This window comes from Kitasatospora sp. NPDC002965 (genome assembly GCF_040611255.1).
GTDB lineage: Bacteria > Actinomycetota > Actinomycetes > Streptomycetales > Streptomycetaceae > Kitasatospora.
Genome location: NZ_JBEXNT010000042.1, coordinates 28,332 through 46,487 on the forward strand (window position 1 = coordinate 28,332; position 18,156 = coordinate 46,487).

At 72.4% G+C, this 18,156-nt stretch carries 15 protein-coding genes; 9 read left to right on the forward strand and 6 right to left on the reverse strand.

Annotated elements, in window-relative coordinates:
* Positions 1-153: 153 nt before the first annotated feature.
* Positions 154-888 (forward strand): hypothetical protein, encoded by a 735-nt coding sequence (locus ABZY91_RS18545; RefSeq protein ID WP_355403557.1) that lies wholly within the window; start codon positions 154-156, stop codon positions 886-888.
* Positions 889-962: 74 nt separating this feature from the next.
* Here ABZY91_RS18545 and ABZY91_RS18550 read toward each other — a convergent pair whose 3' ends face one another.
* The 3 genes from ABZY91_RS18550 to ABZY91_RS18560 all read right to left on the reverse strand — a co-directional run bounded on the left by ABZY91_RS18550 (position 963) and on the right by ABZY91_RS18560 (position 4,373).
* Positions 963-1,448, reverse strand: a complete 486-nt coding sequence (locus ABZY91_RS18550) for a 2-oxo-4-hydroxy-4-carboxy-5-ureidoimidazoline decarboxylase (RefSeq protein WP_329947748.1) — start codon at positions 1,446-1,448, stop codon at positions 963-965.
* 356 nt (positions 1,449-1,804) lie between these two features.
* On the reverse strand, positions 1,805-3,472 hold the full coding sequence (locus ABZY91_RS18555; RefSeq protein ID WP_355403559.1) for an alpha/beta hydrolase: 1,668 nt from the start codon (positions 3,470-3,472) through the stop codon (positions 1,805-1,807).
* Between the two features lie 157 nt (positions 3,473-3,629).
* On the reverse strand, positions 3,630-4,373 hold the full coding sequence (locus ABZY91_RS18560; protein ID WP_329885307.1) for an SDR family oxidoreductase: 744 nt from the start codon (positions 4,371-4,373) through the stop codon (positions 3,630-3,632).
* 119 nt (positions 4,374-4,492) lie between these two features.
* Here ABZY91_RS18560 and ABZY91_RS18565 point away from each other — a divergent pair, with 119 nt between their 5' ends.
* The 8 genes from ABZY91_RS18565 to ABZY91_RS18600 all read left to right on the forward strand — a co-directional run bounded on the left by ABZY91_RS18565 (position 4,493) and on the right by ABZY91_RS18600 (position 15,106).
* Entirely contained in the window at positions 4,493-6,094 is a 1,602-nt protein-coding gene (locus ABZY91_RS18565) for a methylmalonyl-CoA mutase family protein (RefSeq protein ID WP_355403561.1), read from the forward strand.
* 231 nt (positions 6,095-6,325) lie between these two features.
* A complete protein-coding gene (locus ABZY91_RS18570) occupies positions 6,326-7,603 on the forward strand; it encodes an amidohydrolase (protein ID WP_355403563.1) in 1,278 nt (425 codons plus the stop codon).
* A 264-nt stretch (positions 7,604-7,867) separates the two neighbouring features.
* Positions 7,868-8,926 (forward strand): BMP family ABC transporter substrate-binding protein, encoded by a 1,059-nt coding sequence (locus ABZY91_RS18575; RefSeq protein ID WP_329885304.1) that lies wholly within the window; start codon positions 7,868-7,870, stop codon positions 8,924-8,926.
* A 343-nt stretch (positions 8,927-9,269) separates the two neighbouring features.
* A complete protein-coding gene (locus ABZY91_RS18580; RefSeq protein WP_355403614.1) occupies positions 9,270-10,832 on the forward strand; it encodes an ABC transporter ATP-binding protein in 1,563 nt (520 codons plus the stop codon).
* A 4-nt stretch (positions 10,833-10,836) separates the two neighbouring features.
* Positions 10,837-11,994, forward strand: a complete 1,158-nt coding sequence (locus ABZY91_RS18585; RefSeq protein WP_329885303.1) for an ABC transporter permease — start codon at positions 10,837-10,839, stop codon at positions 11,992-11,994.
* Complete coding sequence (locus tag ABZY91_RS18590; RefSeq protein WP_329885302.1) at positions 11,991-13,256, forward strand: ABC transporter permease; 1,266 nt, start codon at positions 11,991-11,993, stop codon at positions 13,254-13,256. The genes ABZY91_RS18585 and ABZY91_RS18590 overlap by 4 nt, the downstream gene beginning before the upstream one ends.
* Positions 13,253-13,651 carry a cytidine deaminase gene (locus ABZY91_RS18595; RefSeq protein WP_329885301.1) on the forward strand — a complete coding sequence of 133 codons (399 nt, stop codon included), beginning with the start codon at positions 13,253-13,255 and terminating at the stop codon, positions 13,649-13,651. The genes ABZY91_RS18590 and ABZY91_RS18595 overlap by 4 nt, the downstream gene beginning before the upstream one ends.
* Before the next feature lie 177 nt (positions 13,652-13,828).
* Entirely contained in the window at positions 13,829-15,106 is a 1,278-nt protein-coding gene (locus ABZY91_RS18600; protein ID WP_329885300.1) for a thymidine phosphorylase, read from the forward strand.
* Positions 15,107-15,146: 40 nt separating this feature from the next.
* Here the strand turns inward: ABZY91_RS18600 and ABZY91_RS18605 are convergent, their stop codons facing one another.
* The 3 genes from ABZY91_RS18605 to ABZY91_RS18615 all read right to left on the reverse strand — a co-directional run bounded on the left by ABZY91_RS18605 (position 15,147) and on the right by ABZY91_RS18615 (position 18,117).
* Positions 15,147-15,701: a Uma2 family endonuclease gene (locus ABZY91_RS18605; protein WP_355403566.1), complete on the reverse strand. Its 555-nt coding sequence runs from the start codon at positions 15,699-15,701 to the stop codon at positions 15,147-15,149.
* A 54-nt stretch (positions 15,702-15,755) separates the two neighbouring features.
* On the reverse strand, positions 15,756-16,427 hold the full coding sequence (locus ABZY91_RS18610; protein WP_329947720.1) for an alpha/beta hydrolase: 672 nt from the start codon (positions 16,425-16,427) through the stop codon (positions 15,756-15,758).
* Between the two features lie 211 nt (positions 16,428-16,638).
* Complete coding sequence (locus ABZY91_RS18615; protein ID WP_355403569.1) at positions 16,639-18,117, reverse strand: MFS transporter; 1,479 nt, start codon at positions 18,115-18,117, stop codon at positions 16,639-16,641.
* Positions 18,118-18,156: the final 39 nt, after the last annotated feature.

Genomic DNA, 18,156 nt, shown 5'->3' on the forward strand with positions numbered 1-18,156 from the left:
TGCGCACCCCCCGAACCCTGCCGCCGACACCCTGCCGAGGCCCCCGTGCTGCCCTCCCCTCCCCGCCCCTCGCCCGTTCCGCCGCCCCGTCTCCCGCTCCGCCTTTCCCCCCGCCTTTCGCTCGGGCCCTCGACCCGCCCGCTGTCCGGCCTGGTGCTCGGCGCCCTGCTCCTCGCCACCGGCTGCGCCACCGTGGACGGCTCCGCCGACCGGGCCCGGGGCGGCGGCCCGGGCCGGGAGCTGTCGGCGGCCGAGCTGCGCGCGGCCGTGGTGACCGACGCCGACCTCGGCCCCGGCTACACGGTCACGGTGATGACGCCGGGTCACGGCGAGACCGGCTCGGGGGGCGGGCGGGAGGTCGCCGACCTTCCGGTGTGCCAGCCGCTGCTGGACGCGGTGACCCCGGCGGTGGCGGCCGGCGCGGCCTCGGCCCCGCCCGGCCCGGCGGCGCCGTACGCGGAGACGGACCTGGGCGTGGCGCGGGCCGCGGACCCGGAGGGGAGCGTCTACGGGGGGCTGCTCGGCTACCGGGGCGACCGGGCGGCCCGGCTGCAGGCGGAGCTGGGGGGCCTGTTCGGTCCGTGTGCGGACTTCACCTCGACGGCGCCGCCGCCGCCGGCGGAGAAGGGACGCAAGGAGGTGCGGACCCGGCACCGGCTGAGCAGGAACGACACGCCCACGCCCGGGGGAGCCGACGCCGTGACCGGATTCACCCTCACGAATGAATCGGGGTCGGTGGTGCTCGCTCAGCGTGCGGTGCTGGCGCGGGTCGGTCCGGCGCTGGTGGTGTTCAGCACGGTCGGCGTGGGCCCGGCTCCGGCCCCCGAGCCGGACGGGCGGATCGTCGGCCAGCAGGTGGCCAAGCTGCGGGCGGCCCAGAAGGGCTGAGCCGCCCGGAGAACGACCGGGCCGCCCGGTCCGGCCGCACCGCCCGGGTGGGACGGTGCGGCCGGACGGGCGGCTCAGCGGGCCGAGGCCCCGGAGTGGGTGGCGACCAGGTGTTCCAGGCGGGTGAGGGCGATCCGGCGCAGTTCGTCGGACGCCACCAGACGCTCCTCGTCCCGGTCGTTGGCGAGCCGGGTGCGGATCGAGCTGAGGACGGTGTCGAGCATCTCCTCGGGGACGACGTTCTCCAGGCAGACCACGAAGACGTGGCCGAACCTGGCCTCGTAGGCGGCGTGGGCCGCCCGGAGCGCGGTGTGCGCCGCCTGGCTGCCGGGTGCGCGCATGCCGAGGAGCGGCTGCGGCATCCAGCTCTCGTCCGCCAGCGCCTCGGCCAGGTCGGCCGGACGCAGGTCGTACGAGGCCTCGCTGGCGGCGGCCAGCAGGGACTCTATGTCGGGGTAGGGCCGGTGCGCGGTGAGCCTGAGGGCCCACCGGTGGCTGCCGCAGCAGGCCAGCAGGGCCTCTTCGGCGGCGCCGGCGTCGGCCTCGTTGAAGCGGTGCAGTCCGAGGAGGGTCGGCTCGGTCCGGGGGTCGAGCCGCTGTGACGGAATGTCGCTGGCCAGCGGGTCCTCCTCGTGAGGGCGGGAAGGGGCCGGTGAAGTGGTGGTGAAGTCAGGTGAAGTATGAGGCTGCGGGGCGGCGTCCAACGCCCCTCCGTCAGCGACTCAAAGGTAGTTGAGCGGTCATCAGTTGGGGAGAGCGCACGCGGATTTCATCCGAACGAGCTATCAAGTTGTGACGTTGACACCTCGGTGTCAGCGCCCTCCCCATCTTCATCTGCTACGACGTGCCGTCCCCCGTGTCCCTTCCGTCAGCACCGCGTTCCACGGGGTCGCTCCGCACGGCGCCCGACAACGCGTCAGGAACACCTGGTCCCGGCGGCCGGGAGCGTTCCCTCGGTGAGGTAGGCGGCGTAGGCCGCGTCGATGCAGCCGTTGCCCTTGCCGAAGGCGCCGTGGCCCTCGCCGACCCGGGTCAGCAGGGTGGCGTTGGCGAAGCCCTTGGCCAGCGACTCGGCGGCGGCGTACGGGGTGGCCGGGTCCCCGGTGGAGCCGACGACCAGGATCGGCGCGCTGCCCTCGGCCCGGACGGTGTGCGGCTTCTCGGGCGACTTGAACGGCCAGCCGGCGCAGGAGCCCTCGGTGAAGTCCTCCGCGGTGACGTCCTTGGTGAGCAGCGGGGCCTCCTGCCGGAGCTTCGCCACGGCCGCCTGGGCCTGCTCGGGCGTCGGGGCCGAGGAGGCGCCGTCGGCGCAGCGGACGGCGACCAGGGCCGCCTCGCTGGGGTCGTAGTGGCCCGTGTCGTCCCGGCCGTTGGACTCGTCGGCGGAAGCGAGCAGGACGTTGCCCTGGCGGGCCTGCATCGCCTCGGCGAAGGCGAGCCGCAGGTACGGCCAGTAGGTCTTCTCGTCGCCGTAGAGCATCTGCGTGACGCCGGTCCAGGCGAGGCCGCTGCCGACCTTGCGGCCGTCCTTGGTGGGCAGCGGCTTGTCGCGCAGCCCGTCGAGGAAGTCGGCGGCCTTCTTGGCGGCCTTGGCTGAGGACTTGCCCAGCGCGCACTCGTCGGCGTGGTTCTCGACGCAGTCGACGGCGAAGCGCTCGAAGGACTTCGCGAAGCCGATGATCTGGCTGACGCTGCTGTCGAGGCTCTCCTGGGCGGGGTCGACGGCGGCGTCGAGGATCAGCCGGCCGGTGTTCCCGGGGAACTCCTCCGCGTAGAGCGCGCCGAGGTAGGTGCCGTAGGAGATGCCCAGGTAGTTGAGCTTCTGGTCGCCGACGGCGGCGCGCAGCACGTCCAGGTCGCGCGCGGTGCTGCGGGTGCCGACGAAGGGCAGCAGCTTGCCGGACTTGGCCTGGCAGGCGGCGATGTACTCGGCCTCCTGCTTGTCCGACAGGGCCTTCGCCTCCTGCGGGTCGAGCGGGTCGTCCTGCGCGTTGAGCGCGTCGCGCTGCTTGTCGTCCAGGCAGACCACCGGGGAGCTCCCGCCGGTGCCGCGCGGGTCGAACCCGATCACGTCGAAGCGGTTGTGCAGGGTGCCGTCGAACTGCTCGGCGCCGAACTTGACCATCTCCACGCCGGAGCCGCCCGGGCCGCCGGGGTTGACCATCAGCGAGCCGATCCGCTGGTCCTGCTTGCCGGCGGGCAGCTTGATCAGCGCGAGGTCGAGGGCCTCGCCCGCCGGGTCGGCGTAGTCGAGCGGGACGTGCAGCTTGCCGCACTTCATCAGGGACGTGTCGATCTTCGCCTCGGCCGCCCTGGCGTCCGGGGCGCAGGCGGCCCAGCTGATCTGCTGGCCGTAGAACGGCTTGAGCGCGGGGTCGGTGGCGCCGGTCGGCTTCGCGGTCGGGGTGGGCGTCGGGGCGGGCGTCGGCGTCCCGGCGGCTGTGGTGGCGGCCGTCGGCGGGGTGGTGGCGGCCTGGTCCTGGGCGGGCTTCTGGTCCCCGCCGCACGCCGTGGTGAGGAGAAGGGTGCCGGCAGCGACCGCGGCCAGCAGAAAGCGCGGGCGGGCGGCCCGATAATTCGTCATCGCACGTATGTACCACCGTCGGGTGACAACCCCGGTGCGCACCCCCCGGGGTACCGGCCCCGGAAGGCCGGTACCGAAGGGCTCGAACGCATGCGAACAGCCTGAACGCCGCCATGGGCCGGGCCGCACCGTGGCGGCCCGGCGGCCGGGGGAGGGGTCAGAGCTCTCGGTGCACCTTGTGGTTGGCGGCCTGGGCGCGCGGGCGGACCACCAGCAGGTCGATGTTGACGTGGGACGGCCGGGTGACCGCCCAGGCCACGGTGTCGGCGACGTCCTCCGAGGTCAGCGGCTCGGCGACGCCCGCGTACACGGAGGCGGCCTTCTCCTCGTCGCCGCGGAACCGGGTGACGGCGAAGCCCTCGGACTTGACCATGCCCGGGGCGATCTCGATCACCCGGACCGGCTCCCCGCACAGCTCCAGCCGGAGCGTCGCGGCGATGGTGTGCGCCGCGTGCTTGGCCGCCACGTAGCCGCCGCCGCCCTCGTACGCGGCCAGCGCCGCGGTGGAGGAGAGGACGAGGATGGTGCCGTCGCCGCTCGCCCGCAGGGCCGGCAGCAGCGCCTGCGTCACGTGCAGCACGCCGAGCACGTTCACCTGGTACATGGCCAGCCAGTCCGCCGGGTCGCCCGACTCCACCGGCTCGGCCCCGATCGCCCCGCCGGCGTTGTTCACCAGGACGTCCACCCGGCCGATCCCGGCCGCGAAGGCGTCCACGGCGGCCCGGTCGGTCACGTCCAGGGTGTGGGCGCGCCCACCGATCTCCTTGGCCAGCTGCTCGATCCGGTCGGTCCGGCGGGCGGTCAGCACCACGTCGAAGCCCTCGGCCGCGAGCCGGCGGGCGGTTGCCGCGCCGATCCCGCTGCTCGCGCCGGTGACGACGGCCACCTTCTGCTCGGTCATTGCCACTCCTGAGATATCCGGTCGGTTCAGCCGATCATCTCAAGGCCGCTCGCCCCCGGGCCGCCGGCGTTACATTGCGAGGGGAGGGGACCGTCCGGCCGAACACCGCGGAGGACACCATGACCCCCGAACCGCCGCCCGAACCGCGCCGCACCGAGTCGGGCCTCCCGATCGCGCCGCTCTACGGCCCCGAGGCCCGGGCCGGCCGGGACCCGGCCGGGCGGCTGGGCCGGCCGGGCGCGTACCCGTACACCCGGGGCGTCCACCCGTCGATGTACACGGGCCGGCTCTGGACGATGCGCCAGTACGCCGGCTTCGGCACCGCGGCCGAGTCCAACGCCCGCTACCGGCAGCTGATCGCCGGCGGCTCCACCGGCCTCTCGGTCGCCTTCGACCTGCCGACCCAGATGGGTTACGACTCGGACGCCCCGCTCGCCGCCGGGGAGGTCGGCCGGGTCGGCGTCGCGGTGGACAGCGTCGAGGACGTGGCCGACCTGTTCGAGGGCATCCCGCTCGGCGAGGTCTCCACCTCGATGACCATCAACGCACCGGCCGCCCTGCTGCTCCTGCTCTACCAGCTGGTCGGCGAGGCCCGGGGGGTGCCGCCGGCCCGGCTCACCGGCACCGTGCAGAACGACGTGCTCAAGGAGTACATCGCCCGCGGCACCTACATCTTCCCGCCGCGGCCCTCGCTGCGGCTGGTCGCGGACGTCCTCCGGTACTGCCGGGCCGAGATCCCGCGCTGGAACACCATCTCGATCTCCGGCTACCACATGGCCGAGGCCGGGGCGACGCCCGCGCAGGAGGTCGCCTTCACCCTGGCCGACGGCATCGCGTACGTGCGCGCCGCACGGGCGGCGGGTCTGGCGGTGGACGACTTCGCGCCCCGGCTCTCCTTCTTCTTCGTGGCCCGGACCACGCTGCTGGAGGAGGTCGCGAAGTTCCGCGCGGCCCGCCGGATCTGGGCCCGGGTGATGCGCGACGAGTTCGGTGCCCGGGACCCCCGCTCGCAGATGCTGCGCTTCCACACCCAGACCGCCGGGGTGCAGCTGACCGCCCAGCAGCCCGAGGTCAACCTGGTCCGGGTCGCGGTGCAGGCCCTCGCGGCGGTGCTCGGCGGCACCCAGTCGCTGCACACCAACTCCTTCGACGAGGCGATCGCGCTGCCCACCGAGAAGGCGGCCCGGCTCGCCCTGCGCACCCAGCAGGTGCTCGCGTACGAGACCGACGTGACCGCCACCGTCGACCCGTTCGCCGGCTCGTACGCCGTGGAGGCGCTGACCGACGCGACGGAGGAGGCCGTGCTCGCGCTGATGGCCCGGGTCGAGGAACTCGGCGGCGCGGTGGCCGCGATCGAGGCCGGGTACCAGAAGGCGGAGATCGAGCGGAACGCCTACCGGATCCAGCGGGAGACCGAGGCGGGGGAGCGGACGGTGGTCGGGGTCAACCGGTTCCGGCTGGCGTCCGAGGAGCCGTACCGGCCGCTCAGGGTGGACCCGGAGGCCGGCCGGCGGCAGGTGGCCCGGCTGGCCCGGGTGCGGGCGGCGCGGGACCGGTCGGCGGTGGACCGCTCGCTGGCCGCACTGCGCCGGACGGCCGGGGGGCCGGACAACGTGCTGTACCCGATGCGGGAGGCGCTGGCCGCCCGGGCCACCGTGGGCGAGGTCTGCGACGCGCTGCGCGGGGTCTGGGGCGGCTACGCCCCGGTCGAGCGGTTCTGAGTGGTGCGGGGCCGGACCGTCGGTGCCGCCGTGCGATTCCGAGCCATCGTCAATTCCCCTGGTGGGAGGGGCGTGACCTTGATCGCCGACGGTCGTTGCACTGGGCAGGAACCTGGGGAAGGCGGCTGAAACAAGATGTCATACCCACCTGCTCGGCCGGTATGCGCCCATCCGGGGACTTCTTTTCCGGAAGTCGGGCCAAATCCCCCCAACGGGCCTACCCTTGTTGAGATGAACCGTCGTGAGTCCGCCCAGTCGGCCGTCACCCTCACCGCTGCCCGTCCCGCCGCCGGTCTCCGTGACCGGGTGAGCGGGCTGGAGCCCGAGCTGATCGCCTTCCGGCGGGACCTGCACCGGCACCCGGAGCTGGGCCGCCAGGAGTTCCGTACCACCGGTCTGCTGCGCGACCGCCTGGTCGCCGCGGGCCTCGCCCCCCGGGTCCTCCCGGGCGGCACCGGAATGCTCGTCGACATCGTTCCCGAGTCCGCACCGCGCGGGGCCGGCTTCCTGGCCTTCCGCGCCGACATCGACGCCCTGCCGATCGACGACGCCAAGACCGACGTCCCCTACCGTTCGACCGTGCCCGGCCGGGCCCACGCCTGCGGCCACGACGTGCACACCTCGGTGGTGCTGGGCACCGCGCTGGTGCTGGCCGAGGCGGCCCGCACCGGCGAGCTGCGCCGTCCGGTCCGGCTGGTCTTCCAGCCCGCCGAGGAGGTCATGCCCGGCGGTGCGCTGGACGTGATCGCGGCCGGCGGGATGGACGGCGTCGAGCGGATCTTCGCGGTGCACTGCGACCCGAAGGTGGAGGTGGGCCGGGTCGGGCTGCGGGTCGGGGCGATCACCTCGGCCTGCGACCGCCTGGTCCTGAGCCTGGACGGTCCCGGCGGCCACACCGCCCGCCCGCACCTGACCACGGACCTGGTCACCGCGATCGCCCGGATGGCGGCCGACCTCCCGACCCTGCTGGCCCGCCGGATGGACCCGCGCTGGGGCGTCTCGCTGGTCTGGGGCCGGATCGCCGCCGGCTCCGCGCCCAACGTGATCCCGCAGCACGCGGAGCTGGAGGGCACCGTCCGCTGCCTGGAGCTGGCCGGCTGGCGGGATGCGCCGGAGCTGCTGCACGAGCTGATCGCCAAGCTCGCCGAGACGTACCGGGCCAAGTGGACGCTGGACTACCACCGGGGTGTCCCGCCGGTGGTCAACGAGGCGGTCTCGGTGGCCCTGCTGGAGGAGGCCATGACAGCGCGTTTCGGCCGCTCCGGCCGCCAGGTGGTGGAGGACACCGAGCAGTCGCTCGGCGGCGAGGACTTCTCCTGGTACCTGGAGCACGCTCCGGGTGCGCTGGCCCGGCTCGGCGTCCGCACCCCCGGCGACACCGCCGTCCGTGACCTGCACCAGGGCAGATTCGATGTGGACGAGCGCGCGATCGCGATCGGTGTGGAGCTGTTCGCGGCGCTGGCACTCGATCCGGACACGGAGCCCGGGGAAGGCTCCGAGGTCCTCTGAGGGCCCTTTTGGCGGTCGTAAACCGGACACTCACCATGAGTGTCCGGTTTGTCGCAATACAGGCTTTATTTACGGTTACGTACACTGGGCTGCGCCAGTTCCGACCGCCGTTCCTGCACGGAAAAGGGGCGTCGGGAGGGCCGTGAGACCACGGTTTGATAACAACCCGAATGCTCCGGCGGCCCGTAACCCAACCGTGTTCTACGCGCGTTACGGTGGCGTCCGACCACGCTAATCGGGTGCGTGTGAGAAGGAGATACTCCCTTGCGCCGTTCTACTAAGCTCGCCGCGGTTGTGCTCTCGGGTTCCCTGGGCATCGCCTCGCTCGCCGCTTGCGGCGCAAAGAGCAACGACACCGCCGCCTCTTCCGGCTCCGCCGACGGCGGCCTGAAGGTCGGCATGGCCTACGACATCGGTGGCCGTGGCGACCAGTCGTTCAACGACTCCGCCGCGCGCGGCCTGGACAAGGCCAAGAACGAGCTCGGCGTCGCCGTGACCGAGGCCGACGCCAAGACCGGCGAGGCCGAGGCCGACAAGGAGACCCGGCTCAAGAACCTGGTCACCGCCGGCTACAACCCGATCATCGCGGTCGGTTTCGTGTACCAGGCTGCGGTCGAGAAGATCGCCAAGGAGAACCCGAACACCAAGTTCGCGATCATCGACTCGGCCTCCGAGACCCAGCCGAGCAACGTCACCTCGCTGACGTTCTCCGAGCAGGAGGGCTCGTACCTGGCCGGTGTGGCCGCCGCCCTCAAGTCGAAGAACAAGCACGTCGGCTTCATCGGCGGCGTGCAGACCGAGCTGATCAAGAAGTTCGAGGCGGGCTACCGCGCGGGCGTCAAGTCCGTCGACCCGAACATGCCGGTCGAGGTCACCTACCTCACCACGCCCCCGGACTTCTCCGGCTTCGCCTCGCCCGACAAGGGCAAGGAGGCCGCCCAGGGCCAGCTCGACAAGAAGGCCGACGTCATCTACACCGCCGCCGGCTCCTCCGGCAACGGTGCGATCGAGGCCGCTGCCAACGCCAACGCCCTGGCCATCGGCGTCGACTCCGACCAGGCCGCCCAGCCGGCCCTGGCGAAGTACAAGAACAGCATCCTCACGTCGATGGTGAAGAACGTCGACAAGGCCGTCTTCTCCTACGTCGAGTCGATCAAGAAGGGCACCCCCTTCACCGGCGTGAAGAACTTCGACCTCAAGGCCGACGGTGTCTCGCTGGCCACCACCGGCAACAAGATCGACGACATCAAGGCCAAGCTCGACGAGGCCGGCAACGCCATCAAGAGCGGCGCCACCACCGTCCCGACCGACCCCACCAAGTAGGGGTTCGACCGGACGTCGCTGCCGCTGCCGCCTGCCCGGCAGCGCCATGATGGACGCAACATCAGGGAGGGGCCCGGAAGGGTGCGCTCAGTGCGTACCCCCGGGCCCCGTCCCGTCCCTCCACCGCTTTTCGCTTTTGGCCCTCCAGCGCAACGACGCGCCTCCAGACCACCAGGAGATCGCCATCACCGCATCCGACCCCGCCCCGCACACGGGCGGTACCCCCAGCGCGGGGACGGCGACACCGGCCGTCGAACTGCGCGGCATCACCAAGCGCTTCCCCGGTGTCGTGGCCAACCACGACATCAACCTCACCGTCCGCACCGGTACCGTGCACGCCCTCATGGGCGAGAACGGCGCCGGCAAGTCGACGCTGATGAAGATCCTCTACGGCATGCAGAAGCCGGACGAGGGCACCATCGCGATCAACGGTGAGCTGTGCGAGTTCAACACCCCGGGCGAGGCCATCGCGCGCGGCATCGGCATGGTGCACCAGCACTTCATGCTCGCCGACAACCTCACCGTCTGGGAGAACGTCGTCCTCGGCGGCGAGCACCTGTACGGCATCGGTGCCAAGGCCAAGGCGAAGATCAAGGAGATCTCCGACCAGTACGGCCTGGGCGTGCGCCCGGACACCCTGGTCGAGGACCTCGGCGTGGCCGACCGCCAGCGCGTCGAGATCCTCAAGGTGCTCTACCGCGGCGCCAAGATCCTCATCCTCGACGAGCCCACCGCGGTGCTCGTCCCGCAGGAGGTCGACGCGCTCTTCGACAACCTGCGCGAGCTCAAGTCCGAGGGCGTCACCGTCATCTTCATCTCGCACAAGCTGCACGAGGTGCTCTCGGTGGCGGACGCGATCAGCGTCATCCGCCGCGGCACCACCGTCGGCGACGCGGACCCGAGGAGCGTCAGCGCCCGCCAGCTGGCCGAGCTGATGGTCGGCTCCGAGCTGCCCTCCCCGGAGAGCCGCGAGTCCACCGTCACCACCGACGTGATGCTGGACGTCGCGGGCCTGCGGATCGCCAAGACCGACGCCGAGGGCATCGAGCGCGTGGTCCTGGACGACATCTCGCTGCGCATCCACAAGGGCGAGATCCTCGGCATCGCCGGTGTCGAGGGCAACGGCCAGGCCGAACTGGTCGAGGCCGTCATGGGCATGCTGCCGCTCGACGCAGGCGCCGTCACCCTCGACGGCAAGGACCTCTCCGGCACCCTCACCCGGGCCCGCCGCCAGGCCGGCATCGGCTACATCCCCGAGGACCGCCACCGGCACGGCCTGCTGCTGGAGGCCCCGCTCTGGGAGAACCGGATCCTCGGCCACGTCACCGAGGCCCCGAACTCCAAGGGCGTCCTGCTCGACCCCGCCGGTGCCCGCAAGGACACCGCGCGGATCGTCGAGGAGTACGACGTCCGCACCCCCGGCATCGAGGTCACCGCGGCCTCCCTCTCCGGCGGCAACCAGCAGAAGCTGATCATCGGCCGCGAGATGAGCCACCGGCCCAAGCTGCTGATCGCCGCCCACCCCACCCGCGGTGTGGACGTCGGCGCGCAGGCGCAGATCTGGGAGCACATCCGGGTCGCGCAGCGCGAGGGCCTCGCGGTCCTGCTGATCTCCGCCGACCTGGACGAGCTGATCGGGCTCTCCGACACCATCCGGGTGATCTACCGCGGCCGGCTGGTCGCCGACGCGGACCCGGCCACCGTCACCGCCGAGGACCTCGGCACCGCGATGACCGGTGCGGCCCGCGGCCACATCGAGTCCGAGCCCGAGGCCGTCGAGGAGTTCCAGGCGACCCGGGTCGAGGGCACCGAGGCCGAGCCCGCCGCCGGGGACGACGCCCCGTCCGTCACCGCCGGGAACGACACCCCCACCGACACCGCCGACGACCAGCAGGCGGGGGAGTAGCCACATGACCAGTCCCAACCCCGCAGCCAAGCGTTCGCTGGCGCAGCGGATCAGCGGCGAGAAGATCGTGCTCGCCCTCGCAGCGCCGGTGCTCGCCGTGCTGCTCTCCGTCGTGATCTGTTCCGTCCTCCTGGCGACCTCGGGCAAGAACCCGTTCGACGCCTGGAACGTGATGATCACGTACGCCACCAAGTCGGACGGCCAGGTGGCCATCCTCAACCGGTCCACCACGTACTACCTGGCCGCCGCGGCCGCCGCCTTCGGCTTCCGGATGAACCTCTTCAACATCGGCGTCGAGGGCCAGTACAAGGTGGCCGCGCTGTTCGCCGCCTTCGTCGGCAGCCGGCTCGACCTGCCGTCGTTCATCCAGATCCCGCTGCTGCTGATCACCGCCATGCTGGTCGGCGGCCTGTACGCGAGCATCGCCGGTCTGCTGAAGGTCCTCCGCGGCGTCAGCGAGGTCATCTCGACCATCATGCTGAACGCCATCGCGGTCGCCATCGTCGGCCTGCTGCTCGTCCCCGGCATCTTCGCGCCGGAGAAGAGCGGCACCAGCAACTCGATCCAGACCGCCCCGGTCTCGGAGTCCAGCCACTTCTTCGCGATCAACACCGACGGCGGCCCGCTCTACGGCTTCCTCTTCATCGCGATCCTGGTCGGCGTGGCCTTCCAGTTCACCCTGACCCGGACCCGCTTCGGCTTCGACCTGCGCGCCACCGGCCGCTCGGAGTCCGCGGCGACCGCGTCCGGCGTGAACGTCAAGCGCATGGTCGTCATCTCCATGGCGGTCTCCGGTGCGCTGGCCGGTCTGATCGGTCTGCCCGAGCTGCTGCAGAACTCGTACAACTACGGCCAGAGCTTCCAGGGCGGCCTCGGCTTCCTGGGCATCTCGGTCGCGCTGCTCGGCCGCAACAGCCCGATCGGCATGGCCTTCGCGGCCCTGCTCTTCGCCTTCCTGGACGCCACCGGCTCCCAGCTGCCGCTCCAGGGCGGCTTCCCGTTCGAGATCGTCCCGGTCATGCAGGGCACCATCGTCATCTGCGTCGTCGTCGCCTACGAGCTGGTGCGTCGCTACGGCCTCAAGCGCCAGCAGCAGAAGGTCGGCGCCGAACTCGCCGCCCAGGCCGCCGCGGCCAACGAGAAGAAGGAGGTGTCCGCATGAGCACGGCCACCGCAGCCCGGGCGAAGGCGCCGGGCGCTCCCGCCAAGAAGCGCAAGATGTCCTGGCCGGTGGTGCTGCTGCTGATCGCGGGCGCCCTGGTCCTCTTCTCGGCCGTCGGCATGATCACCGACAACCACTCGCTGACCTCCTCCGGTCAGGTCACCGCCGCGCTCAGCGCCGCCGTGCCGATCGGCATGGCGGGCCTCGGCGGTCTCTGGTCCGAGCGGGCCGGCGTGGTCAACATCGGCCTCGAAGGCATGATGGTCGCCGGCACCTTCGCCGGCGCCTGGGGCGGCTACCTGGTCAGCCCGTGGTTCGGCCTGGTGGCCGGCATGCTCGGCGGTGCGCTGGGCGGTCTGCTCCACGCGGTCATCACCGTGACGTTCGGCGTCGACCACATCGTCTCCGGCGTCGGCGTCAACCTGCTGATCCCCGGCATCTGCGCGTACGTCAACCGGATCTACTACAAGGACTACATCTCCGCCGGTGCCGGCGCGAACCAGTCCCCGCCGGCCGATCCGCTGCCGTACATCACGATCCCCGGCCTCTCGTCCGGCCTGAAGGACATCGAGACCCACCACTGGTTCCTGGTCTCCGACGTGGCCGGCGTGCTCGGCGGTCTGGTCACCAACATCTCGGTGGTCGTGCTGCTGGCCGGCGCGCTGATCGTGGTCAGCTACTTCGCGCTCTGGCGCACCGTGTTCGGCCTGCGGCTGCGCTCCTGCGGCGAGAACCCGACCGCTGCGGAGTCGCTGGGCGTCAACGTCTACAAGTACAAGTACCTCGCGGTCATCACCTCCGGCGCCTTCGCGGGCCTCGGCGGCGCGTACCTCTCGCTGGTCGCGGCGCACTTCTACAAGGACGGCCAGACCAACGGCCGTGGCTTCATCGGCCTCGCGGCGATGATCTTCGGCAACTGGATGCCGGGCGGTCTCGCCATGGGCGCGGGCCTGTTCGGCTTCACCGACAGCCTCCAGCTGCGTGACCCGGAGTCGGTGCACGTGCTGATCCTGGTGGTCGCCATCGCGATGGTGCTGCTGGCGCTCTGGAACCTGTACCGCCGCAAGATCCCGGCCGCGCTGATCACCTTCGTGGTCGCCGGTGGCCTCTTCACCTGGTACTTCACCACCGAGGAGGTGCAGCGTCCGCTGATCGTCGCGACGCCGTACGTCATCACCCTGGTGGTGCTCTCGCTGGCCTCGCAGCGGCTGCGCCCGCCGAAGGCCGACGGCCAGATCTACCGCAAGGGCCAGGGCAAGTGACGGCCGCGGCCCCGACGGTCGACTGGGAGGCGCTCCGCGAGGCGGCGCGCGAGGCGATGACCCACGCCTACGCCCCGTACAGCAGGTTCCCGGTCGGCGCGGCCGCCCTGGTGGACGACGGCCGGGTGGTCACCGGCTGCAACGTCGAGAACGCCTCGTACGGGATCGGCCTCTGCGCCGAGTGCGGTCTGGTCTCCGCGCTGCACGCCGGCGGAGGCGGCCGGCTGACCGCGTTCACCTGCGTGGACGGGGCCGGCGAGCTGCTGATGCCGTGCGGGCGCTGCCGCCAGCTGCTGTACGAGCACGGCGGGCCGGAGCTGCTGATCGAGCTGCCGTCCGGGGTGCGCCCGATGAGTGAGGTCCTGCCCGACGCGTTCGGGCCGGAGCGGCTCTAGCACTGCCATTTGTTACGCGCGTAGAGTGTCGCGAGTGGGCCCTGACCGGGCCGACTCGCGGCACTCTTCGCTTTTCGGGTGCGGCCTGCGCGCGATGCTTTCCGCGTGCGGCACCCCCGCACGCCGCTTTTGAACGCTGCTTTTCCGAAACCCCCTCCCGGGAGCAATGGAGCAACCATGGACGCCATCTCCGTCATCAGGACCAAGCGCGAGCGCGACGAGCTGAGCGACGCTCAGATCGACTGGGTCATCGACGCCTACACCCGCGGCGAGGTCGCCGACGAGCAGATGTCCGCCCTGGCCATGGCCATCCTGCTGAACGGCATGAACCTCCGCGAGATCAGCCGCTGGACCGACGCGATGATCCGCTCCGGCGTCCGGATGGACTTCTCCTCCCTCGCCCAGCCCACCAGCGACAAGCACTCCACCGGCGGCGTCGGCGACAAGATCACCCTGCCGCTCGCCCCGCTCGTCGCCGCCTGCGGCGCCGCCGTCCCGCAGCTCTCCGGCCGCGGCCTCGGCCACACCGGCGGAACCCTCGACAAGCTGGAGTCCATCCCCGGCTGGCGCGCCCTGCTCTCCAACGACGAGATGATGGACGTGCTGCGCTCGTCCGGTGCGGTGATCTGTGCGGCCGGCGACGGCCTCGCCCCCGCCGACAAGAAGCTGTACGCCCTGCGCGACGTGACCGGCACCGTCGAGGCCATCCCGCTGATCGCCTCCTCGATCATGTCCAAGAAGATCGCCGAGGGCACCGGCGCACTCGTGCTGGACGTCAAGGTCGGCTCCGGCGCGTTCATGAAGAACCTCGGCGACGCCCAGGAGCTGGCCCGCACCATGGTCGGCCTCGGCAAGGCGGCGGGCGTCAACACCGTCGCGCTGCTCACCGACATGTCCACCCCGCTCGGCCTCACCGCGGGCAACGCGCTGGAGGTCCGCGAGTCCGTCGAGGTGCTGGCCGGCGGCGGCCCCGCCGACGTCGTGGAGCTCACCCTGGCGCTGGCCCGCGAGATGCTGGCCGCCGCCGGCGTCCACGGCAAGGACCCGGCCGACGCGCTGCGCGACGGCTCCGCGATGGACCACTGGCGCCGCATGATCACCGCCCAGGGCGGCGACGTCGACGCCCCGCTGCCGGTCGCCCGCGAGCAGCACGTCATCACCGCCCCGGCCTCGGGCGTGCTGACCAGCCTGGACGCCTACGCCGTCGGCGTCAGCGCCTGGCGCCTCGGCGCGGGCCGGGCCCGCAAGGAGGACCCGGTGCAGGCGGGCGCCGGCGTCGAGATGCACGCCAAGCCCGGCGACACCGTGGTGGCCGGCCAGCCGCTGCTCACCCTGCACACCGACACGCCCGAGCGCTTCGAGTACGCGGTCGAGGCCCTCGCGGGCGGCGTCGAGGTCTCCCCGGCCGGCACGGCGTTCACCCCGAACCCGATCGTGCTGGACCGCATCGCCTGATCCCGCCCCGCCCACCGGGGGCCCGCGCACGGACGGCCGCTCAGGCGTACGTGCACGGGCCCCAGGTGTCGAGCGTCCACGGGCCGACGGCGACGCTGTCGCCGAAGGCGGACTCCCTGCGCGAGGTGCAGTCCGGCTCGTCGTGCACGACGCCGGTGCCCTTGCGCGGATCGACCAGCAGGTGGAGCGGGATGCCCATGACCGCGTGGTTGCGGACCTTGGCGTGGTGGTCGTTCTCGGGGTTGGACTTCGAGACGATCTCCACGACGAGGAGGACTTCGTGGGGGAGGAGCGCGCACTCCTCCTCGTCCAGGGCGACCTCGGGGAACACCATCAGGTCGGGATTCCTGAGCCGCCCCAGGCCGACGTCCTCCAGGTCCGCGCTACCGTGGGTGATGTGACCGGGACGGGCCTGCGGGAGCCGGGCGTTGAGCTGCCGGGCGACGCGGACGACCGCGAGCTCGTGCCGCTTGACCGGCGACGTCGTCATGACGATCCCGCCGTCGGCGATCTCGGCCTTCCCCGTCCCGGGAATCCTCGGCAGCCGGTCGGCGATCTCGTGCAACCGGGCGCACGCGGCAGGATCGGTGCTCACGGCCCGGAGCGTATCGACGGTCACCGACGGCCGGGCCGGCGTCGGCCCGTGGCGTCAGCCGGCGGCGGCGAGGGCCGCCTTGAGGAACTCCTCGGGAGCCTCGCGGATCAGGTCGTGGCCGAAGGGGAGGGTGATCACCGTCCAGGTCGGGTCCTCGCTCAGCCGCGCGAAGGTCTCCAGGAGCGGGCTCTCCTCGAAGGCCGAGGCGTGGAGGTAGGTGCGCCGGGTGACGGCGTCCAGGGCGCCGGTCAGGGTGATCGACTGCAGCAGGGACGCCAGCGGGTGGACGCCGGCGCGCGGGTCCAGCGCGGGGTTGCGGCCCGCCGTGGTGAGGCCGTCGGCGGACGCGCCGGCCAGGTACCGCTGCTTCCAGACCTCGTCGACGATCCCGTACGCCGACTCGCCGTCGCGCGGGACGAAGGCGTCCGCGTACAGCAGCGAGGCGATCCGCTCCGGCACCCGGTCGGCCGCGCCGGAGGCGACCATCCCGCCGTAGCTGTGCGCGACCAGCACCACGTCCGTGAGCTGCTCGGCCTCCAGCACGGACACCACGTCCTGGATGTGCGTGTCGAGGTTGACCGTCCCGTTGTTCAGGTGGCCGCGCTCGGCCACCCCGGTCAGCGTCAGCGGGTACACCTCGTGCCCGGCGGCGCGCAGGCCGTCCGTGAGCGGCCGGAACCACCAGCCGCCGTGCAGCATGCCGGGGATCAGGACGAAGGCGGTCATCGTGCGCTCCTCTGCTCGTACGGGTGGGAAGGGCCGAACGGATCGTTCGGGGGTCGTACGGGTCGTTCGGGTCGTACGGGAGGAAAGCTACGGCGGATACCTGACAGCGAACGTCAGGTATCCGCCGGGCGGCGACGGAATCGGCAGGCCCCGGGGCGTGATCCGGTGGCGTGATCCGGTGGCGGCGTCCGACGGGGTGACCCCGGGAGGGCTACCGGGCGGAGAGCCCTCCCGGCAGACCTTCGGCCCGCCGGAGGGTGGCGGCGGTGTGGGCGCGGCGGGTGGCGTAGAGGGTGACCCCGGCGGCGAGGGCCATGGCGGCGAGGCCGACGGTGGCGGCGCCCGGCCAGCCGGTGGAGTGGTAGGCGTCCGCGCCGACGGTGCCGCCGAGGCTGTTGCCCAGGTAGTAGGCGATCAGGTACAGCGCGGAGGCCTGGGCGCGGCCCTCGGTGGCGGTGCGGCCGACCGCCGAGGACGCGGTGGCGTGGCCGGCGAAGAAGCCGGCGGTGATCAGGACCAGGCCGAGCAGCGCGCAGGCCAGCGAGTCGGCGAGCGAGAGCAGCAGACCGGCGGCGGTGGTGCCGATCGCGACGTAGAGCGCGCCGCGCCGGCCGAGCCGGCCGGAGAGTCGGCCGGCGGCGGCCGAGGTGCCGGTGCCGACCAGGTAGACGACGAAGATCGAGGCGGCCACCGACTCCGGCAGGTGGAACGGCGCGGCGATCAGCCGGTACCCGACGGTGTTGTAGACCGCGCCGAAGACGGCCATGAAGAGCATCCCGAGCAGGTACAGCCGGACCAGCAGCGGGTTGCCCAGGTGGCGGCCGACCGTGCGGGCCAGGGCGCGGGCGTCCACCGGGGCCGGGGCGAAGTGCCGGGCGGCGGGGATGAGCAGCCGGAAGGCGAGCGCGGCCAGCAGCGCTAGGGCGGCGGAGGCCGCCAGGCCCCAGCGCCAGCCGAAGCCGGCGGCGACCCAGCCGGAGAGCAGCCGGCCGCCCATGCCGCCGATGCTGTTGCCGGCCACGTACAGACCCATCGCGGAGGCCAGCGCGGAGGGGTGGACCTCCTCGGCGAGGTAGGCCATCGCGGTGGCGGGGAGCCCGGCGAGGGCGGCGCCCTGGAGGACCCGGAGCACGACCAGGGTGGTCAGGTCGGGGGCGAAGGGCAGCGCCAGCGCGAGGGCGGAGGCGGCGAGGACGGACGCCGTCATCACGGCGGTGCGGCCGTACCGGTCGGAGAGCGCGCTGGCGGGGAGCAGGGCGAGGGCGAGTCCGAGGGTGGCGGCGGAGGCCGTCCAGCTGGCCTGGCCGGGGGTCAGGTCGAGGTCGGAGGAGAGGACCGGCAGCAGGCCCTGGGTGGAGTAGAGCAGGACGAAGGTCGCGATACCGGCGGCGAACAGCGCGAGGTTGGCGCGGCGGAAGGCGCGCTGCCCGGGGCGGTGGCGGTCGTCGGCGGTGGCGGCGGCGACGGCCACCGCGGTGGCGGCGTTGGTGGCGGCGTCCGCGGCGATCTTCGGCCCTGCGGCGGTGGCGGCGGGCCTTCGCGCCGCGGTGCTCTGCCGGGCGGCGGCGTCCTGCCGGGCGGTGGCGGTCGCCTGGGCCGCGGCGGTCTTCGGTCCCACGGCGGTCTTCGGGGTCGGCTGGGCGAGGGCGTCCGGAGTGGCCACGGACGCCCCGGTACTGGAGGGCTGCATGAGATCGACCGTAGGCCCGGCCGAATGATGCGTCCAATG